Origin of the sequence: Acrocarpospora pleiomorpha, from assembly GCF_009687885.1 — a bacterium.
GTDB lineage: Bacteria > Actinomycetota > Actinomycetes > Streptosporangiales > Streptosporangiaceae > Acrocarpospora > Acrocarpospora pleiomorpha.
The window spans coordinates 39,589-62,142 of the sequence record NZ_BLAF01000008.1; the positions used below are offsets into that span (position 1 = coordinate 39,589).

The 22,554-nt window shown below is 70.8% G+C and carries 19 protein-coding genes; 8 read left to right on the forward strand and 11 right to left on the reverse strand.

The annotated features are described in order from the left end of the window. Position 1: 1 nt before the first annotated feature. A complete protein-coding gene (locus tag Aple_RS07405) occupies positions 2-1,402 on the forward strand; it encodes an aspartate aminotransferase family protein (protein WP_155343738.1) in 1,401 nt (466 codons plus the stop codon). On the opposite strand, the gene Aple_RS07410 is transcribed toward Aple_RS07405, so the two are convergent. The 9 genes from Aple_RS07410 to Aple_RS07450 form a co-directional block, all read right to left on the reverse strand. Continuing rightward, a complete protein-coding gene (locus Aple_RS07410; RefSeq protein WP_155343739.1) occupies positions 1,375-1,632 on the reverse strand; it encodes a hypothetical protein in 258 nt (85 codons plus the stop codon). The two genes, Aple_RS07405 and Aple_RS07410, sit on opposite strands and share 28 nt — an antisense overlap. 71 nt (positions 1,633-1,703) lie before the next feature. Further along, entirely contained in the window at positions 1,704-2,555 is an 852-nt protein-coding gene (locus Aple_RS07415) for a helix-turn-helix domain-containing protein (RefSeq protein ID WP_155343740.1), read from the reverse strand. 80 nt (positions 2,556-2,635) lie between these two features. Then, entirely contained in the window at positions 2,636-2,842 is a 207-nt protein-coding gene (locus tag Aple_RS07420; RefSeq protein WP_155343741.1) for a hypothetical protein, read from the reverse strand. 84 nt (positions 2,843-2,926) lie between these two features. Further along, the gene (locus Aple_RS07425) at positions 2,927-4,555 is read right to left on the reverse strand and encodes an acyclic terpene utilization AtuA family protein (RefSeq protein WP_246264243.1); all 1,629 of its coding nucleotides are present in this window, start codon (positions 4,553-4,555) and stop codon (positions 2,927-2,929) included. A gap of 65 nt (positions 4,556-4,620) precedes the next feature. Next, on the reverse strand, positions 4,621-5,385 hold the full coding sequence (locus tag Aple_RS07430) for an enoyl-CoA hydratase family protein (protein WP_155343743.1): 765 nt from the start codon (positions 5,383-5,385) through the stop codon (positions 4,621-4,623). Between the two features lie 4 nt (positions 5,386-5,389). Further along, complete coding sequence (locus tag Aple_RS07435; RefSeq protein ID WP_155343744.1) at positions 5,390-7,297, reverse strand: acetyl/propionyl/methylcrotonyl-CoA carboxylase subunit alpha; 1,908 nt, start codon at positions 7,295-7,297, stop codon at positions 5,390-5,392. Between the two features lie 5 nt (positions 7,298-7,302). Further along, complete coding sequence (locus tag Aple_RS07440; protein WP_155343745.1) at positions 7,303-8,898, reverse strand: acyl-CoA carboxylase subunit beta; 1,596 nt, start codon at positions 8,896-8,898, stop codon at positions 7,303-7,305. Between the two features lie 48 nt (positions 8,899-8,946). After that, entirely contained in the window at positions 8,947-10,452 is a 1,506-nt protein-coding gene (locus tag Aple_RS07445) for a serine/threonine-protein kinase (protein WP_246264222.1), read from the reverse strand. A 43-nt stretch (positions 10,453-10,495) separates the two neighbouring features. Beyond that, positions 10,496-11,848, reverse strand: coding sequence for an FAD-binding oxidoreductase (locus Aple_RS07450; RefSeq protein WP_246264224.1), 1,353 nt, complete (start codon positions 11,846-11,848; stop codon positions 10,496-10,498). Between the two features lie 124 nt (positions 11,849-11,972). On the opposite strand from Aple_RS07450, the gene Aple_RS07455 reads away from it, so the two are divergent. The 7 genes from Aple_RS07455 to Aple_RS07485 all read left to right on the forward strand — a co-directional run bounded on the left by Aple_RS07455 (position 11,973) and on the right by Aple_RS07485 (position 19,366). Beyond that, positions 11,973-12,206 carry a hypothetical protein gene (locus tag Aple_RS07455; protein ID WP_155343747.1) on the forward strand — a complete coding sequence of 78 codons (234 nt, stop codon included), beginning with the start codon at positions 11,973-11,975 and terminating at the stop codon, positions 12,204-12,206. Beyond that, a complete protein-coding gene (frdA, locus tag Aple_RS07460; protein WP_155343748.1) occupies positions 12,196-13,950 on the forward strand; it encodes a fumarate reductase (quinol) flavoprotein subunit in 1,755 nt (584 codons plus the stop codon). Before Aple_RS07455 ends, frdA begins: the two co-directional genes overlap by 11 nt. Beyond that, on the forward strand, positions 13,947-14,657 hold the full coding sequence (gene sdhB / locus Aple_RS07465) for a succinate dehydrogenase iron-sulfur subunit (protein WP_155343749.1): 711 nt from the start codon (positions 13,947-13,949) through the stop codon (positions 14,655-14,657). Before frdA ends, sdhB begins: the two co-directional genes overlap by 4 nt. Next, positions 14,654-15,022 carry a succinate dehydrogenase/fumarate reductase transmembrane subunit gene (locus Aple_RS07470; protein WP_155343750.1) on the forward strand — a complete coding sequence of 123 codons (369 nt, stop codon included), beginning with the start codon at positions 14,654-14,656 and terminating at the stop codon, positions 15,020-15,022. Before sdhB ends, Aple_RS07470 begins: the two co-directional genes overlap by 4 nt. Then, positions 15,019-15,360 (forward strand): fumarate reductase subunit FrdD, encoded by a 342-nt coding sequence (gene frdD / locus Aple_RS07475; protein WP_218038172.1) that lies wholly within the window; start codon positions 15,019-15,021, stop codon positions 15,358-15,360. Before Aple_RS07470 ends, frdD begins: the two co-directional genes overlap by 4 nt. Before the next feature lie 230 nt (positions 15,361-15,590). After that, positions 15,591-18,419, forward strand: coding sequence for an immune inhibitor A domain-containing protein (locus Aple_RS07480; RefSeq protein WP_246264226.1), 2,829 nt, complete (start codon positions 15,591-15,593; stop codon positions 18,417-18,419). A gap of 17 nt (positions 18,420-18,436) precedes the next feature. After that, a complete protein-coding gene (locus Aple_RS07485; RefSeq protein ID WP_155343753.1) occupies positions 18,437-19,366 on the forward strand; it encodes a diacylglycerol/lipid kinase family protein in 930 nt (309 codons plus the stop codon). Here Aple_RS07485 and Aple_RS07490 read toward each other — a convergent pair. Together Aple_RS07490 and Aple_RS07495 are read right to left on the reverse strand one after the other, a co-directional pair. Continuing rightward, on the reverse strand, positions 19,289-19,573 hold the full coding sequence (locus Aple_RS07490; protein WP_155343754.1) for a hypothetical protein: 285 nt from the start codon (positions 19,571-19,573) through the stop codon (positions 19,289-19,291). The genes Aple_RS07485 and Aple_RS07490 overlap by 78 nt on opposite strands. Further along, positions 19,573-22,530: a DEAD/DEAH box helicase gene (locus Aple_RS07495; protein WP_155343755.1), complete on the reverse strand. Its 2,958-nt coding sequence runs from the start codon at positions 22,528-22,530 to the stop codon at positions 19,573-19,575. The genes Aple_RS07490 and Aple_RS07495 overlap by 1 nt, the downstream gene beginning before the upstream one ends. Positions 22,531-22,554 lie beyond the last annotated feature (24 nt).

The window sequence follows — 22,554 nt, forward strand, 5'->3', positions numbered from 1 at the left end:
CATGCCTGTCGTCAGCGAGCCCCTGGTTCGCCCGGACAGCTTGGCACGACTGGACAGCATGATCGCGGACCAGGAAGCCGCCTTCCTGGCCCGGACCGGCGAATCCCGGCGCATCCGCCGGGACTGCGCCGACGTGCTGGCCGGAGGCGTCGCCTCCAACTGGCAGGACGCGCCCCCCGGCGCGGTGTGGATCTCGCACGGCTCCGGCTCCCGCATCGTCGACGTGGACGGCACCTCCTACGTGGACCTGCACGGCGGCTTCGGCGTCGGCCTGGTCGGCCACGCCCACCCGGCCATCGTGGCGGCGGTCGGCGAGCGGGTCCGCAGGGGCACCCACTTCGCCCAGCCGACCGAGGACGCGGTCGTGGTCGCGCGGGCGCTGGCCCGCCGGTTCGGCCTGCCGATGTGGCGGTTCGGCAACTCGGGCACCGAGGCCACCATGGACGCGGTGCACCTGATGCGGGTGGCCACCGGGCGCATGAAGATCATCAAGGTGGAGGGCAGCTACCACGGCCACCACGACTCGGTGGAGGTGTCGGTCTACCCGTCGGCCGAGGACGCCGGGCCCGCGTTCCGGCCGCGTTCGGTGCGCCAGGGCCTGGCCGTGCCCCCGGACCTGGCCCGGCTGACGATCGTGGTGCCGTTCGGCGACCTGGAGGCGGTCGAGCGGGCGCTGATCGAGAACCCGGGCGAGATCGCCGGGATGATCGTCGAACCGATCATGATGAACATCGGGCTGATCCCGCCGCCGGACGGTTACCTGGGGACGCTGAAGGCGCTGCTCAACCGGCACGGCGCCTACCTGGCCTTCGACGAGGTCAAGACCGGGCTCGCGGTGGCTCCCGGCGGGGCCAGCGAGCTGCTCGGCGTGGCGCCCGACCTGATCTGCCTGGCCAAGGCGCTCGGCGGCGGGCTGCCCTGCGGCGCGATCGGCGGCACCCCCGAGCTGATGGGCCTGATCGCCGAGGGCGTGTACGAGCAGGTGGGCACCTTCAACGGCAACCCGCTCACGATGGCCGCGGCCAGGACGGTGCTGCTGGACGTGCTGAACGACGGCGCCTACCGGCACTTCGAACGGCTGCGGGCGATCATGTCCGAGGGTGCGGTGGCAGTCCTGCGGGCGCACGGCCTGGCCGGATACGTGCAGTCGTTCGGCGCCAAGGGCGCGGTGATCTTCCACGACCGGCTGCTCCGCAACTACCGGGACTTCCTTGACTACCCCGACCAGTGGGGGCAGGCGCACTGGCTCTACCAGCACAACGGCGGGGTGTTCCTGCCGCCGTGGGGAAAGTGCGAGCAGTGGACGGTGTCGGTCCAGCACGGCGAGGACGACGTCAGAAGGTTCCTGGTGAATCTGGAGCGGATGGCCCGCGACTACGCGGGCAGCGCCGCCATCAGGTAGGCGAGCCGGGCGGCCGCGTCCTCGACCGAGTCCACCGTGCCGAGGCGGTAACCCCAGGAGGTGATGAAGGCGCCGCGCTCGGTGCAGGTGACCGTCTCGGTCAGGTTGTCGCTGAACCGGTTGCGGACCTGCACCCGGGGTGGGGCCGCGGTCATCAGCCGGACCGAAAGATCGATGTGCTCACGTGTCGCTGCAGCGAACCGCTCAAGGCAGGACATTGTGTCCAGCATTGCACAATCACCTCCCGGTTAAGGGAAAAGGATTGCACGGCTGACTTCTACAGTGCAAGCAATTGTTGCCGCTAATCCACCGATTGTTTCGCGTAGTCGTCGGCGGCCCGCACCAGAACCGATCGTGCCTCCTCCCGGAAGGAGGCGACCTCGGCGAACTCCTCGAATGCGCGCGCGTAGAAGGCGATGTCGTCGGGGTCGCGCAACAGGATGTCCTTGGTCCGGGTGGGGACCGCCACCAGGGCGTCGTTGTAGATCCAGAAGGAGTTGAGCAGGGCCGCGGGGAGTGGGGTGGTGAACGGCAGGACGCCGAACTCGACGTTGGGCAGGGTGGTGACGGCCAATAACCGGTCGATCTGGCCGCGCATCACGTCCACCGGGGCGAGCCGGTAGTAGAGCACCGACTCCGGGATGATGAAACGGAACGAGCGTGCCGGGTCGTAGAGGATCTCCTGGCGCTGCATGCGAACCCGGATGGCGGCGTCCACGTCGTCGGTGGCCTCGTACAGGCGGCGGACTTTGGCGAAGATGTGGCGGGCGTACTCGGAGGTCTGGAGCAGGCCGACCACCACGCCTGGCTCGAACGCCCGGAACGTCCTGGTTCGTGACTCTAGGTCACGAATATCCTCCTGGAGTGCGGCGAGGCCGCTCTTGTGCCTCCCGCGCCAGGAGTCCTGCCGCTCGACCAGGCCGACCGCCTGCTGGATCAGCCCGTCCACCACCGCCGGTTCGGCCCGTACGACCTGCGCCCACACCACTACATCGTCCTCGGTGGCGGTCTGCCGCGCGTTCTCGATCCTGGACACCTTGGAGGGCTGCCAGTTGAGCCGTTCGGCGAGGTCCTTGCCCGACAGGTGCGCACTTTCCCGCAATTGCCGCAGCTGCAGCCCCAGATCGATCCGCGCCTGCTGGAACCCGCTCACCCATAACCTCCGGCCGTAGTGCGCTCAAAGGTAGACGCGCGACTACCGCTCAGACCATAGGGAACTCCCTAACAGTCCGATCAACTCAGCACCCTTCTGGCGATCTCGACCAGCAGTTCCCGTGGGACCTCCACGGCGGTCTCCCCGTCGAGCACGTGCCGCAGATCGGCTCGCGCGTCCGCGTCCACCAGTTCGAGTCCCTGGACGACGATGGTGCCGCGGTCGGTTTCGTACAGTGAGGGGCAGGCCCCCGCTTCGGAGGTGGAGCCTAGAAATCGGAGTCGCATGACGACGCCCTTCCCCGAACAATTGTCGCAATTGCGGGCAATTGTAGGACGGCTCATGTTTCCATGGCATCTCATTTCAGAGAATTACAAACCGGGCAAAGGTACCCGAACTGCTCTGAGGCGTTCGCCCAGGGCTTTGGCCTGGGGGTCGAGCCGGGGGCTGGCGGCGACGCCCTGGCCGAGCAGGCCGTACGCGACGAAGTTGAGGGCGAGCAGGTTGGGCAGGGGGAACCGCTCGATGGGGAGGTCGCGGACCTCGGGCAGGAGTTCGCGCAGGCGCTCGACGGTTAGGTAGTCCGACAGCCAGGCGTATTCCTCGGGGGTGCGGACCCAGACGCCGAGGTTGGCGTCGCCGCCCTTGTCGCCGGAGCGGGCGCCGGCGATGCGGCCGAGCGGGACGGTCTCCTCGGTCACGTCGGCGGGGAGGGGGAGCCCGGCGGTGGTCCACGGGCCGACGTGGGTGCCGTACGGGAGTCCGTTCTCAGGCGCGGCGGGAATCGGCCGGGGTCGCGGGGGATCGTCGGGAGGGACGGGGATCTCCCGGCCGTCCAGCCACACCTGGACGTGGACCTTGTCCCTGGCGATCGTGGACGGCGTGTAGACGCCGTAGGCGGTGGCGTCGCCGGGCGGGGTGAGGCCGTAGAGGCCCGGGTAGGAGGCCAGGCCGGTTTCCACGACGGCGGCGGAGAACCCGCGCCCGGCCCGCTTCCGGTCGGGGTCCATGACGGTGATCCGGAGCAGGGCCGTCTCGCCGTCCAGCGGGGTGAGGTCCACGTGCGCCTGCTCGAAGGACTCCTTCGGCACTCTGGCCCAGATCGCCTTTTCCGCGAGCCGGGCCTTGGCGGCCAGGTCCAGGCCGGTGAGCACGAGCGTCATCGTGTTGCGGTAGCCGCCCAGCCGGTTGACGGCGACCTTGAGCGTCTCCGGCGGCGGTTCGCCGGTCACCCCGGTGACCAGGACGCGGTCGGGGCCGTCCTGGGTGAGGCGGATGGTGTCGAAGCGGGCGGTCACGTCCGGCCCGGGGTAGCGCGGGGACGCGATCTCGTACAGCAGTTGCGCGGTGACCGTGCCGACGCTGACCAGGCCGCCGGTGCCCGGATGTTTGGTGATCACCGACGAGCCGTCGGCGCGCAGCTCGGCGATCGGGAAGCCGCAGTCGGCCAGGCCGGGCACCTCCGCGAAGAAGGCGTAGTTGCCGCCGGTGGCCTGGCAGCCGCACTCGATGATGTGCCCGGCGACCACGGAACCGGCGAGCGCGTCCAGATCGCCGGGGCCCCAGCCGTGCCGCCACATGCCGGGCCCGGTGACCAGGGCGGCGTCGGTGACCCGGCCGGTCACCACCACGTCCGCGCCCGCCGCCAGCGCCGCCGCGATCGGTCGCCCGCCCAGGTACGCGTTGGCGGTGACCGCCCCCTCCCCGGCCAGCTCCCGCACGTCATCCCCGGTGACGTGTGCGATCCGCAGCCCGTGGATGCCCAATCGGGTGGCCAGGTCGGCGACCGCCTGCGCGCACCCGGCCGGATCCAGACCGCCCGCGTTTGAGACGATCTTGATGCCGCGTTCCTGGCAGCGCCCGAGCACGTGCTCCAGCTGCGTCAGGAAGGTCGGCGCATAACCTGGCCGACCTTTCAGCTGGTTCCCCGCCAGGATCAGCATCGTCAGCTCGGCCAGCCAGTCGCCGGTCAGGACGTCGATCGGGCCGCCCTCGACCATCTCCCGTGCGGCCGACAGCCGGTCGCCGTAGAAGCCGGAGCAGTTGGCGATACGCAGCGGCGCGCTCACTGCACGGCCCAGGACGGGGGCCGTTTCGTCAGGAACGCGCTCATGCCCTCGCGGGCTTCGGCCGAGGAGAACAGCTGGGCGGACCGGGCGGCCATCTCCGCGCCGCGCTCGGCGAGGGCATGCCTGACCTGCTCGGTGACCAGGCGCTTGGATTCGGCCAGCCCCTGCGGCGAGCCCGCGCGCAGGCCCGCCAGCACGGTCTCGACCGCCGCGTCCAGCTCGTCGGCGGGCACGGCCTTAGTGAGCAGGCCGATCCGCTCCGCCTCCGGCGCGCCGAACGTCTCGCCGGTCAGGAAATACCGCCCGGCGGCGCGGGCGTCCAGGCGGGGCAGCAGGGTGAGGGAGATCATCGCCGGGCTCAGGCCGAGCCGCGCCTCGGTGAACGCGTAGTCGCCCCGGTCGTCGGCGAGCACGATGTCGCACGCCCCGAGCAGGCCGAGCCCGCCCGCCCGCGCCTTCCCCGTCACCTTGGCGAGGACAGGCTTGGGCAGCTCGACGATCAGCGTCAGCAGATCGATCAGGCGCCGGCTGCCCGCGTCCATGCCCTCGGCGGCGGCCTCGCCCAGATCCGCGCCCGCGCAGAACACCGAGCCGGTGTGGGTGAGCAGGACCGCCCGGACGTCCTCGTCGGCCGTGGCGGCCTCCAGGTGGGCGGACAGCTCCTCGGTCAGCTGCCGGGACAGGGCGTTGCGGTTACGCGGCGAGTCCAGCGTGACCGTCGCCACGCCCCGGCTCGTCTCCAGGTGAACCACACTCTCCATGCGCTTACTCGCCCTTCTGGATGACCGCGAGCACGGTCCCGCCCTCGACATGATCGCCGGGGGCGACGTTCAGTTCCGCCACGACGCCCTCCGCCGGGGCGAGGATTCGATGTTCCATCTTCATGGCCTCCAGCACCACGACCGGCTGGCCCTGGCTCACCGGGTCGCCCGCTTTGACCTCGACGCGGAGGACGGTGCCCGGCATGGGGGCGGGCAACGAGCCGGGCGCGGCCTTCTCGGCGGGTTCGGGGAGGCGGTCGACGGGCGTGAGCCGTACCGGGCCGAGGGGGGAGTCGACGAACGTGGCGCCGGGGTAGGCGGCGATGTCGAACCTGCGGCGGACGCCGGCGGTGTCCAGGACGACGTGGGTGTGGTCGGCGCTGATCAGGCTGACGCCGGGGAGGGAGTGCAGGCCGTCCCGGGTGAGGCGGTAGGTGATGGTCTGCTCGGCGAATTCGGTGCGCTGGGGTTTGGCGGGCACGTTGCGCCAGCCGCTCGGGAGGCCGCCGAGGACCTTGGCGGTGGTGCGGTTCGCGGCGGCCTGGGCCAGCGCCGCCGCCAGCGCGGAGAGCCGGACCGCCTCGTGGCCGGCGAGCGGGGCGGTGAGGTCGTGGCGGTCCAGGAAGCCGGTGTCGATCGTGCCCGCCCGGAACTCGGGGTGGCGGAGCACGTTGACCAGCAGGTCGCGGTTGGTGGCGGGGCCGTGGATCCGGGCCCTGGCCAGGGCGGTGGCGAGACGGCGGGCCGCGGCTTCGCGGGTGGGGGCGTAGCTGATGAGCTTGGCCAGCATCGGGTCGTAGTGGGTGCCGATCGCGGAGCCGTCCACGACGCCGGAGTCCAGGCGCAGGCCGCTCACGGTGAACTCGGACTCGATGCCGGGGATCTCGAAGCGGTGCAGCGGGCCGCTGCCGGGACGCCAGTCGTGAGCGGGATCCTCGGCGTACAGGCGGACCTCGATGGCGTGGCCGACCGGGCTCGGCGGCAGGCCGGGGAGGGCGGCCCCTTCGGCGATCTCGATCTGCAGGCGGACCAGGTCCACGCCGTACACGGACTCGGTGACCGGGTGTTCGACCTGGAGGCGCGTATTGGTCTCCAGGAAGTGGAAACCCCCGTCGGCGAGCAGGAACTCCACCGTGCCCGCGCCGCGATAACCGATCGCTCGGGCGGCGTTCACCGCCGCCTCGGCCAGCTCCTTGCGCAGCTCCTGGGTGACGGCGGGGGAGGGGGCCTCCTCGACGACCTTCTGGTGCCTGCGCTGGATCGAGCACTCACGCTCGCCGAGCGCCCAGATCGTGCCGTGCGCGTCGGCCAGGATCTGCACCTCGACGTGCCGCGCGCCCACCAGCAACCGTTCGACGAACACCTCGCCGTCCCCGAACGCCGCCTCCGCTTCCCGCGCGGCCGATTCGAGCGCCTCGGGCAATTCCGCCGGGTCGTGCACGATCCGCATGCCACGCCCGCCGCCCCCGGCCGACGCCTTGACGATGAAGGGACCGGCGTCCCCTTCGGACAGGCCGGGCAGCACGGGCACGCCCGCCTCGGCCATCAGCGCCTTGGCCTCGACCTTCGAGCCCATCGCCGCGATCGCCTCCGGCGGCGGACCGATCCAGGTCAGCCCCGCCTCCAGCACCGCCGTCGCGAACGCGGCGTTCTCCGACAGGAACCCATACCCCGGATGTACGGCATCCGCCCCCGAAACCCGCGCCGCCTCCACCACCAGCGCGATGTCCAGGTACGCCTTCGGCGACCCGTCGCCCAGCAGCACCGCGTGGTCGGCCTCGGCCACGTGCGGCGCGTCGGCGTCCGCGTGGGTGAACACCGCGACGGTCTCGATGCCCAGATCCCGGCAGGTACGGAACACCCGCCGCGCGATCTCGCCCCGATTGGCGACCAGAAGTTTCTGCACGGTCATGCGGCTCACATCCGGAAGACGCCGAACCCGGCGGGCTCGGGCTCGGCGGCGTTGTTGATCGCGGACAGGCACAGGCCCACCACGGTGCGGGTGTCGCGCGGGTCGATCACCCCGTCGTCGTAGAGGCGGCCGGACAGGAAGAACGCCAGCGACTCCGCCTCGATCTGGGCCTCCACCATGGCTCGCATCGCGGCGTCGCCCTCCTCGTCGTAGACCTGGCCGCGCGACTCGGCCGCCGCCCTGCCGACGATCGAGAGCACGCCCGCCAGCTGGACCGGGCCCATCACGGCCGCCTTCGCGCTCGGCCACGCGAACAGGAACCGGGGATCGAACGCCCGGCCGCACATGCCGTAGTTGCCCGCGCCGTAGGAGGCACCCAGCACGATCGTGATGTGCGGGACCGTCGAGTTGGCCACCGCGTTGATCATCATCGAGCCGTGCTTGATGATCCCCGCACGTTCGTAGTCCTTGCCCACCATGTAACCGGTGGTGTTCTGCAAAAACAGCAGCGGAGTCCGGGACTGGTTGGCCAGCTGGATGAACTGGGCGGCCTTCTGCGACTCCGCGCCGAACAGCACCCCCTGCGCGTTGGCGAGCACCCCGATCGGATAACCGTGCAGCTTGGCCCAGCCGGTGACCAGGCTCGCTCCATAAAGCGGCTTGAACTCGTCGAAGTCGCTCGCGTCCACGATCCGGGCGATCACCTCGCGCGGGTCGAACGGGACGCGCAGATCCTCGGGGACGACGCCGAGCAACTCGTCCTCGTCATAGCGGGGATCTTCCGCCGATCCGGGCCGGCGGCCGAGCTTGTGCCAGTCGAGGCGGCGGACGATCCGGCGGCCGATGCGCAGGGCGTCGTGCTCGTCGGCGGCCAGGTGGTCGGCCAGGCCGGAGTCGCGGGCGTGCATCTCGGCGCCGCCGAGCGACTCGTCGTCGGCCTCCTCGCCGGTGGCCATCTTGACCAGCGGCGGGCCGCCGAGGAACACCTTGGCGCGTTCCTTCACCATGACGACGTGATCGCTCATGCCGGGAACGTACGCGCCCCCCGCCGTCGAATTGCCGAAGACCAGCGCGATGGTGGGAATCCCCGCCGCCGACAATCGGGTCAGATCCCGAAATATCTGGCCGCCCGGGATGAAGATCTCCTTCTGCGTCGGCAGGTCGGCGCCGCCGGACTCGACCAGATTGATGAGCGGGAGCCGGTTCCGCAGGGCGATGTCCGCCGCGCGGAGCGTCTTGCGCAGCGTCCACGGGTTGGACGCGCCGCCGCGCACGGTCGGGTCGTTGGCGACGATCACGCATTCGACGCCCTCGATCACCCCGATGCCGGTCACCACGCTCGCCCCGACCGGGAAATCGCTGCCCCACGCGGCCAGCGGCGACAGTTCCAGGAACGGCGAGTCCTGGTCGATCAGCAGCTCGATCCGCTCCCGGGCCAGCAGCTTGCCGCGGGCGCGATGCCGGTCCACATACTTCTCGCCGCCGCCCCCGACCGCCTTCTCCTGCTCGGCCGTGAGCTCGGCGAGTTTGGCCAGCATGGCGGCCCGGCGCGCCTCGTACTCGGCGGCGGACGTGTCCAGCCGGCTGGTGATCACACTCATGAACCCTCCCCTCGTGCGATCTATATTGTGACCGGCCTCAGTAGCCCGTCAGTAGCCGCAGTGCGACCAGCCGCTCTTCCAGGTGGCCTGGCCGTAACCGCCGCCCCAGATGACGCATTTGCCCGCGGCGGGCAGCTTGATCGGGCCCGCGTGCGTGATGTGCCTGCGCCAGTCGCTCGCGTTCTGGCCGCCCTGGACCCGCAGCGAGACCCCCATCTTGATCTTGCCGGGCATCACGTTGGTCGACAGGGTGACCACGCACGCGCGGCCGGTCGTTTCGTTGACCAGCAGGTACGTGGTTCCCTTGCCGTTCCAGACATGGGAGTCGACGATCGTGAAGGCCCAGCCGCAGAGCCCGCGCGGGTTCCGCGGATTCGGCGTGGGCGGCGGTTTCACGGTGGGCGTCACCGTGGGCGAGGGGCTCGGGGACGGAGTGGGCGAGGGCGACGGGCTGGGTGACTTCACCGGGAGCGCTTGCTTCACCGGGACCACCGTGCTGCGCGTGGGGGAGGGCTGCTGCTGCCGTACCGACCGGGTGGCGGACGGGCGGCGAGGGCTGGGGGACGGTGAGGGCGGCGCGGCCGAGGGCAGCGCGGCGGCCGGGGTCGGCGACGGTCCGGCGGGTTCGGAAGGGAGCGTCGTGAGCACCGCCGCGGCGGTCACGGCGAGTGCCGCCGCGGTGACGGCCGCCGCCAAGAGCAGCGGCCTGCGGCGGTTCCCGGCCTCGGGCGGGCTGATATCCCTTCTAGTACGAAGGTCGATGGCGGGACCGCCGGTCAGGTGCGCCACGATCGCCTCGGCCGTGGGCCGCGTCGCCGGATCCTTGGCCAGGCAGATCCGCATCAGGTCGCGCAGCGGCCCGGACATCTCCCCCAGATCAGGCGGGCTCGTCAGGATCCGGTGCATCACCTGCGGGATCGAATCGGCCCCGAACGCGGGCTTGCCCGTCGCCGCGTAGACGATCGTCACCGCCCACGCGAACACGTCCGAGGAGCCGGTGGCCACCCCGGTGCTCATCAACTCCGGCGCGAGATACGACGGCGTCCCCATCGTCGTCCCGGTCCCCGTGGTCTGCGGCGAGTCCAGGGCCTTGGCCACCCCGAAGTCGATCACGACGGGACCCTCGGGACCCATCAGCACGTTGGCCGGTTTGAAGTCCCGGTGCGTGATCCCCGCCCGGTGGATGGCGGCGAGCGCGGTGGCCGTGCTGATCGCCAGCCGATCCAGCGCCGCGCCCCGGCGCGGGCCCTCCTCCTCGACCAGGTCGCGTAAGGACTTGCCGGGCACGAACTCGCTCACGATGTACGGCTGGTTCCCGGCCAGGTCGGCGTACAGGACGGGCGCGGTGCAGAACCGGGCCACCCGCTGGGCCAGCGCCACCTCGTGCAGGAAGCGCGAGCGGGCGTCGGCGTCGCCGGTCAGCCGGGTGTGCAGCAGCTTGATCGCCACCTGCTCGCCAGACGGCCCCTCCCCGAGGAAGACGACCCCCTGCCCGCCCTCGCCCAGCCGCCTGACGATCGCGAACGGCCCCAGCCGACTCGGATCGCCTTCCACCACACCCCCCGAAATTTCGTGACTAGTGTGGCAGAACGGTACCTCAGATGGCTTTGCCCGGGTTCATGATGTTCAACGGGTCGAAGACGGCCTTGATCTCCCGCTGCAGGTCCGTCACCACCGGCCCGGCCTCCAGCGCCAGCCAGCGCCGTTTCAGCAGGCCGACCCCGTGCTCCCCGGTCAGCGTCCCGCCCAGCCGCAGCGCGGCCCGGAACACCTCGTCGGCCGCGGCCCACACCTGCGGCGGCGGCTCGGTGAACCCCCGGTCGAAGACGAACACCGGATGCACGTTGCCGTCGCCGGCGTGCGCCACCGTGCAGATCAGCACGTCGTGCCGGGCCGCGGCGGCCTCCACCTCCGAGATCATCTCCGGCAGCGCCGACCGGGGCACGCACACGTCCTCCACCAGGCACGCGCCCAGCCGCTCCTTCGCCTCGTACGCCAGCCGCCGCACCGCGACCAGCTCCTCGGCCTCCTGGGGCGTGCTCGACACGGCGGCGAAGGTCGCGCCGTTCTCCTCGCAGAGCTCGCCCATCCTGGCGATGGCCGTGGCCGAGTCGGCGGCGTCGGACTGGCCGATCAGCATCGCCTGGGTGGCCGCCTCCAGGCCGATGTGCTTCCAGTCGTCGATGGCCTTCAGGGTGGCCCGGTCGAGCAGCTCCAGCATGGACGGCTGGCACCCGGCCGCGATGATCGCCGCCACCGCCGCGGCCGCGTCCCGGAACGAGGTGAACTCGGCCGCGATCGTGGCGGGCGGCTCGGCGGGCGCGCGGCGCAGCCGCAGGGTGGCCTCGGTGATCACGCCCAGGGTGCCCTCGGAGCCGACGAACAGGCCGGTGAGGTCGTAGCCGGTGACGCCCTTCATGGTGCGGCGGCCGGTGTTCAGGACGCGCCCGTCGGCCAGCACGACCTCCAGGCCGAGGGTGGAGTCGCGGGTGACGCCGTATTTCACGCAGCGCAGGCCGCCCGCGTTGGTGGCCAGGTTGCCGCCGATGGTGGAAATTTCATAGGAGGAGGGGTCAGGGGCGTACATCAGGCCGTGGGCGCGGGCGGCGCGGTCCAGGTCGGCGGTGATCACTCCGGGCTGGGCGACCGCGATCTCGTCGGCCGGGGAGAGCTCGGTGATGGCGGTCATCCGGTGCAGGGACAGGATCAGGCAGCCCTCGACGGCGGTGGCCGCGCCCGCGAGGCCGGTCCCGGCGCCGCGTGGCACCACCGGCACCCGGTTCGCGGTCGCCCACTTCAGCGTGGTCGCGACCTCGTCGCGGGAGCGGGCGAGCACCGCTCCTGCGGCCTGTCCAGGGCCGAGGAACGTGCGGTCGCGGGCGTAGGAGTCGATCACGTCCGGATCGGTGACGACGCGGCCTTCCGGAAGAGCGGCGATGAGGTCTTTCACGGTTTCGACCCTATGGCCGGATTCGGAGTGAGTGTGAACACCCCGAAAGGATGTTCTGGCCTTTCCGAAGGGCCATAGCGGTGCTTGTGTGGAAAGCACCCTTGATCTCGGAAGGAGGGCGAAGATGACCGGAACTCGCACGACTTTCCATGACTTACTCGCGCCCTGCGGACGGAAGGGTGGTGGTGAGCACTTCGTCGAAGAGGACGGCGACGGGCTCCTGATCCGGGACGACTACTTCGACTGCGGCTGCCGCAGGATGCGCCACGAGTACCACGACGGCAGCATCCACGTGCACGCCACCCGTCACGACGGCCGCAGGGTGAGCGACGAGTTCGGCCCGGATCATGGCTGCTGAGGCGGCCGAGGAGGTCGACGTTCTTATCGTGGGCGGCGGCGGCGCCGGTCTGCGCGCGGCCATCGCGGTCGCCGAGACCGAGCCGGGCGCCACGGTGGCCATCCTGTCCAAGGTCTACCCGATGCGCAGCCACACCGTGAGCGCCGAAGGCGGCGCCGCCGCCGTGATCGGCCTGGCCGACAGCCTCGACGAGCACGCCTACGACACCATCTCCGGCGGCGACTGGCTCTGCGACCAGGACGCCGTCGAGGCGTTCGTCCGGGAGGCCCCGCGCGAGCTGATCCGGCTCGAACACTGGGGCTGCCCGTGGAGCAGGGAACCGGACGGCCGGGTCGCGGTCCGCCCGTTCGGCGGGATGAAGCAGCTGCGCACCTGGTACGCCGCCGACAAGACCGGCTTCCATCTGCTGCACACCCTCTTCCAGACCAGCCTCAAGCACACCGAGATCAAACGGTTCGACGAGTGGTACGCCACCCGCCTGGTCACCGACGGCGAGCGCGTGCACGGCGTCACCGCGATCGACATCAGAACCGGCCGGATCGACACCATCGCCGCCCGCGCCGTCATCCTGGCCACCGGCGGCTGCGGCCAGGTCTTCCCCTTCACCACCAACGCCGCCATCAAGACCGGCGACGGCATGGCCCTGGCCTACCGGGCCGGAGCCCCGCTCAAGGACATGGAGTTCATCCAGTACCACCCCACCGGGCTGCCGTTCACCGGCATCCTCATCACCGAGGCGGCCCGGGCCGAAGGCGGCTGGCTGATCAACAAGGACGGCTACCGCTACCTGCAGGACTACGACCTCGGCGTGCCCACCGACACGCCGAAGCTGCGCAGCATGGAGCTCGGCCCGCGGGACCGGCTGTCCCAGGCGTTCGTGCACGAGATGCGGCGCGGGCGAACCGTGGAGACCCCGTACGGGCAGGTCACCTACCTCGACCTGCGCCATCTCGGCGAAGCCAAGATCAACGCGCGGATCCCGTTCGTCCGGGAGCTGTGCCTGAGCTACGAGAAGCTCGACCCGGTCACCGATCTGATCCCGGTGCGGCCGGTGGTGCACTACATGATGGGCGGCGTGCACACCGGCGTGGCCGGGGAGACGCCGGTGCGGGGCCTGTACGCGGCGGGGGAGACCGCGTGCGTGAGCATCAACGGCGCCAACCGGCTGGGGTCCAACTCGCTGCCCGAGTGCCTGGTGTTCGGGGCGCGGGCCGGGGCGGCGGCGGCGCGGTACGCCGTACAGGCCGCAGCGCCGGACCAGCAGGCCGTCCGGGCGCAGGGCGCGGACGAGCGGCGGCGGCTGGAACGGGAGCGGGACGGGCGGGACGGCGGCCGGGAGCGGATCTCCGAGGTGCGCGCCCTGATGCGGCGCACGCTGGAGGAGTCGGCCGGCATCTACCGCGACCGCGACTCCCTGGAGAAGGCCGCCGGAACCCTCGCCGACCTGCGGGAACGCGCCGCCGTGGCGCGGCTGGAGGATCGCAGCGCCGCCTTCAACACCGAGCTGCTGGCCGGGCTCGAACTCGGCTCCATGCTGGACGTGGCCGAGACCATCGTGGCCTCCGCCCTCAACCGCGAGGAGTCGCGCGGCGCGCACCAGCGCACCGACTTCCCGGCCCGCGACGACGCGGCCTTCCTCGCGCACACCCTGGCCCATCGCGGCCCCGACGGGACGCCGAGGCTCAGCCTGCTGCCCGTCACGATCACACGCTGGCCCCCGGGCGAGAGGGTCTACGGACGATGATCCTGAGAGTGAACCGCTACCGGCCGGGCGTGGACGACGCGCCGGTGTTCCAGGACTACGAGGTGCCGGACCGGGAGGACTGGGCGATCCTGGACGCCCTCACCCATATCAAGGACACGGTCGACGGCACGCTGTCGTTCCGCTGGTCGTGCCGGATGGGGATCTGCGGGTCCTGCGGCATGAACGTCAACGGGGAGCCCAAGCTGACCTGCGGCACGTTCCTGACCGACTACTCCGGGCCGGTGACGGTGGAGCCGCTGCGCGGGTTCCCGGTGATCAGGGACCTGGTGGTGGACATCGACCCGTTCCTGGCCAACCTGTCGAAGGTCAGCCCGTGGCTGGTCCGGGAGGGGGAGGAGCCGGAGACGGAGTTCGCGCAGACGCCGGAGCAGTTGGAGGCGTACAAGCAGTATTCGATGTGCATCAACTGCATGCTCTGCTACTCCGCCTGCCCGGTCTACGTGCTCGACCCGGACTTCCTCGGGCCCGCCGCGATCGCGCTGGCGCAGCGCTACAACCTGGACTCGCGGGACATGGGGGACCGTTTCGACGTGCTCTCCGCCGAGGAGGGCGTGTGGGGGTGCACGTTCGTCGGCGAGTGCACCTCCGCCTGCCCGAAGCACGTGGACCCGGCCGAGGCCATCCAGCGCTACAAGCTGACCGCCGCGATGCGCAGCGTGCTGCCGTTCACCAGGAGGCGGTCGTGAGCTACTCGCCGCCGCGCGACCGGCTCTGGTTTCTGCGCCGCCGCGCCTACCTGGTGTTCGTGCTGCGCGAGCTGACCAGCGTCTTCGTGGCCTGGTCGATCGTCTACCTGATCCTGCTCCTGGACGCGGCCATGACCGGCGCGCTGCCGGCGTTCTGGGCCTGGGCGGGCGCCCCCTGGGTGGTCGCGGTGAACGTGCTCGCGTTCGCCGCCACCGCCTTCCACGCGGTCACCTTCCTCAACCTCGCGCCGAAGGCCACCGTGATCCGGCTGGACGGGTGGCGGGTGCCCGACTTCATGATCTCGGGCGGGAACTTCTCGGCCTGGCTGGTGGTCTCCGCGCTCATCCTGTGGGTGCTGTCGTGAGCCCGCTGCGGCGGCGGGCGGAGCCGTACCTGTGGCTGCTGTTCGGGGGCGGCGGGGTGGTGTCGGCGATGACCCTGCCCGCGCTGGTGCTGATCCTGGGCGTGCTGGTCCCGCTCGGGGTCCTGTCAAGGCCGGATCTGACTGCGCTGCTGTCAAATGTGCTGGTCCGGCTGGCGCTCGTCGGGCTGGTTCTGCTGGCGCTCTTCCACGCGGCGCACCGGATCAGATTCACCGCCGAGGAACTGCTCGGGATCGCCCGCTGGGACCGCCTCATCGCGCTGACCTGCTACGGCCTCGCCCTGGCCGGAACCGCCATTACCGTGTTGATCTTGTTCTGACTCCCCGTGTGACAAATACAGATCGATTACGGTTTCGCAACATCACCAGTTGACTTTACCAATGCATTACTCGTTCATCTAACGTCCGGCATGCGGCGTGTGTGGCCTTCTGTCACATGCGTCGTAATGCGGCGCAGGCAGGCCTCGTCCGGCTCGCGTCGCGTGGGCGCGCGACATCCCTAGCGCGTCTCGGATGTCGCCCGGTAACCCCGGGCAGGGAGGGACATACCTTGTCAGGCAGAACATCCTCAGGACGGGTCCGGCGTCTGGCCGCCATCGTGCCCGCCCTCGGCCTCGCGGCAGCGGGACTCGTGGCCATTCCCGGGGCCACGGTCACCATCGCGGCGGCCGACACCACGGTGGCCAACTACATCCCGTCAGCCAGCGACTACTACATCAACTACGCGCCCCCGACGGTCCAGGGAGACGTCTCCTCCCGGGACGAGGAGCGCATCACCACCGGCTCCCAGAGCCGGGCCGGCCGGTCCGCGCAGGAAACCACCGCGCACACCATCGACCGCAAGTACGCGGGCGGCAACCCCGTCGCGGCCCGCAGGCTCGCCGAGAACGAGCGGCGCGCCGTCAGGACCGGCAAGAACCCGTTCGAGTTCATCTTCAAGAAGGCCGGCACCAAGCAGACCGCGAAGCTGCTGACGCTGCTGGTCGAGTTCAACGAGAACGCCAACGACGACTTCTCCGGCTTCAGCCGCCAGGAGTCCACGGCGACCCCGAACACCTGCGTGGTGGAGCCGGCCGGAACCAAGGTCAACGGCCCGCTGCACAACAAGATCCCGAACCCGGCGACCCTCCCCGGTCCCGGCAAGGACAACAACTCGATGTGGGTATCGGACTTCAGCACCGACCACTTCAACAAGATGCTCTACACCGACAAGGGGATCACCACCCGGGTCCGTCCGGACCTGAAGGACCCCCGCGACGGCAAGAGCGGCATCGACATCTCCGGCTTCACCATGAAGAAGATGTACGAGGAGATGTCCAAGGGCGCCTACACCGTCACCGGCGCGGCCGTGGGCTGGCTGAAGGTCCCCCACTCCGAGGGCTGGTACGGCGCCGCCGAGTGCAACCCGGCCGGCAACAACGCCCCGCAGAACATGAACGGCCACCCCGACAACCCCGCAGGACCGGCGCAGCTCGGCATCGACGCGGTCAACGTGCTGGCCGCCCAGCAGCCGAACTTCCCGTGGGCCGACTACGACGTCGAGGACGTCAGCGACGCCGACGGCGACGGCAACCTCCTGGAGCCGGACGGCGTCATCGACCACCTGGTGCTGGTGCACGCCGGTGAGGACAAGTCCGGCGGCGGCGGCGCGGAGAACACTTACGCCATCTGGGCGCACTCCGCCACCATCCCCGGCGGCTACACCATCCCCGGCACCGGCAAGCGCATCTCCAACTACATCGTGCAGCCCGAGGACTCCGGCGTCGGCGTCTTCGCCCACGAGTACGGCCACGACCTGGGCCTGCCCGACCTGTACGACTCCACCGGCGGGGGCGACTCCAGCGTCGAGTTCTGGGACCTCATGTCGACCGGCTCGCACTCCGGGCCGATCTTCCAGTCGATGCCCGCCCACATGGGCGCCTGGGACAAGTGGGTGCTCGGCTGGGTGAACCCGAAGGCCCTCAACCCCGGTGACGGCACCAAGCTCGTCACCGTCGGCCAGGCCTCGCGCACGCCCAAGCTGACCGAGGACGGCGTCCGCGTCAACCTGCCGAACAAGTCGGTCACCATGACGACCCCGCACAGCGGCGCCAACGCCTGGTGGACCGGCAACGACCAGAACTGGGCCGACGTGCGGCTCACCCGCACGGTCGACGTGCCGGCCGGCTCCGATGTGAAGTTCTGGATGTGGAACGACTACGTCATCGAGGCGGACTGGGACTTCGGCTTCGTCGAGGTCTCCACCGACGGCGGCGCCACCTGGACCGAGCAGAAGATCTTCACCGAGGGCGGCGCGCTCGTCTCCACCGACGACGGCTACGCCGACCCCAACAACCGCATGCAGGACTTCGGCGGCAAGAAGTACGGCCTGACCGACCACACCGAGGGCTGGCGGCACGACTACATCGACCTCGCCCCGTTCGCGGGCCAGACCGTCCAGGTCCGGCTGCGGTACGCGACGGACGAGGCGTTCGTGGAGCGCGGCTGGTTCGCCGACGACTTCTCGCTCACCAACGGCGGGACCACCGTCTGGAGCGACGACGTCGAGGGCGGCGCCAACGGCTGGACCCCCGCCGTCACCACCTTCACCGACACCCGGGGCGCCGGCTGGACGCGGCACTCCGGCACCGTCATCACGGAGCTGTTCTATCTGGCCGAGTGGCGGAACTACGACGGGTTCGACCAGGGCCTGGCGTACACCTACGACACCACCTACCAGCGGAACAACGTCTGGAAGGTGGAGAAGGTCAAGTACAACGCGCCAGGCCTGCTGGTCTGGCTGCGGGACGCGTCCTTCGCCGCCAACAGCGTGGCGGCCAACCTGCTGTCGCTGCCGTCGCTCGGCTCGAAGGGCGAGATGCTGCTGGTGGACTCGCACTTCGACCCGCTGCGCCGGTCCGGTGTCGCGGCCACGAAGGACCCCAGCGTCCTGAAGAACATCCCGATGCGCCCGCAGGCCTCCAACGCGGCCTTCGGCTTCAACAAGACCTACCCGTTCAAGGAGTGCCTGGAGGCCGCGGGCGAGCCGTTCAGCGAGTACTGCACCTCGTTCCCGGCGCAGAACCCGGTCAAGGCGTTCACCGACGCCAAGACCTGGTACCCGGGCATCGAGGACCGCGGCGCCCAGGGCCTGTTCGCCCGTAACCGCGACGCCTCGGCGGTCGTGCCCTCCAAGGACGACCAGCAGTACAGCGTCCGCGTCGTCAACCCGGACGGCTCACCGGCCACCGGGCTCTACGGCGAGGACTTCCTCGGCTTCACCCTCGGCACCGGCAACCCCGGCGACGAGGGCAAGCAGCAGGGCGTGCAGATCAAGCTGATCAGCCCGCTCCCGCTCAACCTCGGAGTCATCCTTCAGGTGACGGCGGCGAAGAAGTAAACCGTTAGCATGTGATCATGCGGAGCAAGGCAGACCATACGGCGGCCGTCCGGGAACACCGGAGGGCCGCCGTTGTGGTCAACACCAAGTCCCGGCGCGGGCGCAGGCACTACGACGAGGTGCTGCGCCTGATCCGGGCCGCCGGGTTCGCCCCGCTCGGGGTCTTCCCGGTGGAGGAGCCGAAGCGGCTCCGGGCCACCCTGGACGAGGCACTCGCGCTCGGCCCCGACCTGCTCATCGTGGGCGGCGGCGACGGCACGCTGAGCGCCGCGGTCAAGCAGCTGGCTCACCGCGACGTGGCGCTGGGCGTGCTCCCGCTGGGCACCACCAACAACTTCGCCCGCAGCCTCGGCCTGCCGCTGACCCGCACCGGCGCGGTCCGGATCTTCACCGAGGGCAAGGTCGCCGACATCGACCTGGGCCTGTGCGGCGACCGCCCGTTCGCCAACCTGGCCAGCTTCGGCGTCTCGGTGGAGGTGGCGGGCACGGTCAAACCGTGGCTGAAGCGGGCGCTCGGCCGGGCCGCCTACCCGCTCACCGCGCTGACCATCCTGCCGGGCCACCACCCGTTCCGCGCGTTCATCACCGTGGACGGCGTCCGGCACGAGCTGCTCACCCACCAGCTCAACATCGCCAACGGCCGGTTCCACGGCGGCTGGCAGATCGCCAGGGACATCAGCATCGACAACCGGCGTCTGGTCGCCTACCAGCTGGGTTCCGGCAAACGGTTACGGCTGCTGGTGGAGACCATGAACCGGGCCACCACCGGCAAGTGGCGCAGCCTGGCCGGGGGCCCCTTCGTGATCGGCCGGGAGATGCTGATCGAGACCGACCCGCCGATGGCCGCCGACATCGACGGCGAGGTACGGCTACGCACCCCCCTGACCCTCACCACCATCCCGAACGGCGTCCGGGTCATGGTCGCCCAGGATTTCGTCGACACCTGACGGCAGCCTCCGGTAGGCCGGGCGGAGCAGGTCCAGCAGCGGGATGTGCCTGATCTTGATCGGCGGCGGCTCCAGCGCGCGCAGCAGCAGGTCCGCGGGGGTGGCCACGCTCGGGTGCTCCTTCAGCCGGGCCAGCGAGACCGAGGGCCCGTAGAAGTCGTCCAGCCGCTCCGCGAACGGCACGTCCTCGACGTCCAGGGGATCCATCAGCGCACCGCCTCCGGGCTGAGCCGGAACAGCTCGCGCAGCTGGTCGGCGGACAGGTCGGCCAGCCAGTCCTCGCCCCCGCCGACCACGCTGTCGGCCAGGGCCAGCTTGCGTTCGATCATCTCGTCCACCCGCTCCTCCAGCGTGCCCACACAGATGAACTTCCTGACCTGCACGTTCCTGGTCTGCCCGATCCGGAACGCGCGGTCGGTGGCCTGGTTCTCGACCGCCGGGTTCCACCAGCGGTCGACATGGATGACGTGGTTGGCGGCGGTCAGGTTCAGCCCGACCCCGGCCGCCTTCAGCGACAGCAGGAAGATCATCGGCTCGTCGTCGCCCTGGAACCGCTCCACCAGCTCGTCCCGGCGGCGTTTGCTCAGCCCGCCGTGCAGCCAGAGCACCGGCCGGTCCAGCCGGGCCTCCAAGTACGGCTGGAGCAGGGTGCCGAACTCCGCGTACTGGGTGAACACCAGCGCCTTGTCGCCCTCTTCGATGATCTCCTCGGCCAGCTCCTCCAGCCGGGCCAGCTTGCCGGAGCGCCCGTCCAGCCGGGAGCCGTCCTTCAGCAGGTGCGCCGGATGGTTGCAGACCTGCTTGAGCCGGGTCATCGTGGCCAGCACGTTGCCGCGCCGCTCGATGCCGTCGCTGCTCTCGATCCGGCCCATCATGTCGGCCACCACCGCCTGGTAGAGCCGGGCCTGCTCGGGGGTGAGCGTGCACCAGACCTTCATCTCCTGCTTGTCCGGCAGGTCGGAGATGATCGTCTTGTCGGTCTTGAGGCGGCGCAGCACGAAAGGCCCGGTCGCCCGGCGCAGCGCCCGCATCGCGTTCTCGTCCCGGCGGAGCTCGATCGGCTCCTGGTAGCGGGTCCGGAACGCCCGGGCGGGGCCGAGCAGGCCGGGATTGCAGAACTCCATGATCGACCAGAGCTCGGCCAGGTGGTTCTCGACCGGCGTGCCGGTGAGCGCGAGCTTGGTCCTGGCCCGGATCTGGCGCACGGCCTGGGCCTGCCGGGCCGCGCTGTTCTTGATCGCCTGGGCCTCGTCGCAGACCACCCGCTCCCAGCCCTGCCGGGCCAGCGCGGGCAGGTCGCGGAGCGCGGTGCCGTACGTGGTGATCACCAGGTCGGCGGCCGCGATCGTGGCGGCGAGTTCCTCGTCGCGGCGGCGGGCGCCGCCGTGGTGGATGTAGAGGCGCAGGCTGGGCGCGAACCTGGCGGCCTCCTTCTGCCAGTTGTTGATGAGCGACATCGGGCAGACCAGCAGGGTCGGCGCTGCCGTGGTGTCCGCGCGTTCGGCCAGCAGCAGCGCGAGCGTGGTGATCGTCTTGCCCAGGCCCATGTCGTCGGCGAGGATGCCGCCCAGGCCGAGCCCCGACAGGAAGCCCAGCCAGGCCAGGCCGCGCTCCTGGTAGGGCCGCAGCGCGCCGTCCAGGGTCGCGGGGGTGGGCACGGGGCGCAGGCGGCGTTCGGTCTCGCCGGAGAGCAGGTCGCCGAGCAGGCCGTCGGCGTCCACCTCGACCAGCGGCAGCTCGTCCGCGCCGCCGAGCACCACCTCCCTGATCACGTCGCCCACGGTCAGCTCGGTGACGCGCCGCTCCTCGACCGCGCGCAGGGCCGCCTTCAGCTGGCGGTCGTCCAGCTCCACCCATTCGCCGCGGACGCGGACCAGCGGCACCTTGAGCCGGGCCAGCTCGGCCAGCTCCGCCTCGTCGATCACCTGGTCGCCCACGGCCAGGTCCATCCGGAAATCGACGACTTCGCGGAGCCCCAGGTTGGGCGGTCCCGGCCGGGATCGGGTGGTCATCTTCAGGCCCAGGCGGGTCCTGCCCGCCCAGGAGGGCAGCCGCACGCCGTATCCCGCGGCTTCCAGCAGCGGCGCGGCGTGGCGGAGGAACGCGAACGCGCCCCGGGTGTCCATGCTCAGCCGCGCCGGGTGGGGGACGCGCAGCGCCCGGTCGAGGTCGGGGTAGAGCCTGATCGCCCGGTGCAGCCCGCCGGTCAGCGTCTTGCGCGGCTCCGGTGTCGCGGTGAACGCGGCGCCCGCCCACACGTCCTCCGCCGCGATCCGCACGTCCGCGTCCTCGGCCGACCGCAGTCCGAACTCCACCCGCCACTGGCCGTCCGCGCCCGGCTCGACCAGTCGGAAGTCCACCCGGACCGGGCCGCCGAGACCGCGCGCGGCCTGGAACCACGCCGCCAGCGCGCTTCTGAGCTCCGCCGCCTCGGTCTCGTCCACCTCGTCCAGCCGGGGCTCCGGGTCGGTCAGCGCGAGCAGCCAGCGATCCGCCAGCGCGCTCTTGCGCCCGGGCCGGTACGCGCCGATGAGCTTGTCCGGAAACGCCCGCCGCGCGACCCCGTCCACCAGCTCCGTCAGCGCCCCCAGCAACACCTCACCGGACCGCCCCTCCTCCTGTACGGCCCTGCACACCGGCGGCATCGCCACCGCCAGCTCCCGGAACCGCGCGGCATCCGTTCCGGTCAGCACCGGTCGCCACCGCGCCTCGTCGGCGGTGAGCCACGGCAGGATCCGCCCCCGCCGGACGAGATCACGCGCGAAATCCCCAACAATCCCGAAATATCGCACCGAAGGCCCAGGAATCGCGTCGAACTCGCCAGGGGCGTACGGCAGGATCGGCACCCGCCAGCGCGCGACCCGGGGATTCCGGACGGTGACGTCGACCCCGAGCTCGGGCGAGGGCGCGGGGCCGCGCCCCGAACTCGGCAGCAGCAACACGGCGGATCGCACGGGAATCGCGGGCTCCGCGACCTTGTAACTCGTGCCCCTATACCCCGTGACCTTGGGCGGCACGAGTTTGGGGACGGCAGACGCGGGCAGCGCGAACGGGTGGTCGCGGACCTCGGCGCGGGAGTGGGTGGTCAGCGGTAGCGTGCTGTCCTCGGCCCACAACGCCAGACGGCCCTCCGCCCAGATCGCGTGCAGCACCCTCGTCACCACGCCGTTCAAGCTAGCAGCGTCGCT

Excerpts from the sequence above, each read along its gene's own strand:
- frdA (WP_155343748.1), top strand. The coding sequence starts at position 12,196 with ATGGCTGCTGAGGCGGCCGAGGAGGTCGACGTTCTTATCGTGGGCGGC.
- Aple_RS07455 (WP_155343747.1), top strand. The coding sequence starts at position 11,973 with ATGACCGGAACTCGCACGACTTTCCATGACTTACTCGCGCCCTGCGGA.
- Aple_RS07405 (WP_155343738.1), top strand. The coding sequence starts at position 2 with ATGCCTGTCGTCAGCGAGCCCCTGGTTCGCCCGGACAGCTTGGCACGA.
- Aple_RS07440 (WP_155343745.1), bottom strand. The coding sequence starts at position 8,898 with ATGAGTGTGATCACCAGCCGGCTGGACACGTCCGCCGCCGAGTACGAG.
- Aple_RS07435 (WP_155343744.1), bottom strand. The coding sequence starts at position 7,297 with ATGACCGTGCAGAAACTTCTGGTCGCCAATCGGGGCGAGATCGCGCGG.
- Aple_RS07420 (WP_155343741.1), bottom strand. The coding sequence starts at position 2,842 with ATGCGACTCCGATTTCTAGGCTCCACCTCCGAAGCGGGGGCCTGCCCC.
- Aple_RS07410 (WP_155343739.1), bottom strand. The coding sequence starts at position 1,632 with ATGCTGGACACAATGTCCTGCCTTGAGCGGTTCGCTGCAGCGACACGT.
- Aple_RS07485 (WP_155343753.1), top strand. The coding sequence starts at position 18,437 with ATGCGGAGCAAGGCAGACCATACGGCGGCCGTCCGGGAACACCGGAGG.
- sdhB (WP_155343749.1), top strand. The coding sequence starts at position 13,947 with ATGATCCTGAGAGTGAACCGCTACCGGCCGGGCGTGGACGACGCGCCG.
- Aple_RS07425 (WP_246264243.1), bottom strand. The coding sequence starts at position 4,555 with ATGGTCGAGGGCGGCCCGATCGACGTCCTGACCGGCGACTGGCTGGCC.
- Aple_RS07430 (WP_155343743.1), bottom strand. The coding sequence starts at position 5,385 with ATGGAGAGTGTGGTTCACCTGGAGACGAGCCGGGGCGTGGCGACGGTC.
- Aple_RS07490 (WP_155343754.1), bottom strand. The coding sequence starts at position 19,573 with ATGGATCCCCTGGACGTCGAGGACGTGCCGTTCGCGGAGCGGCTGGAC.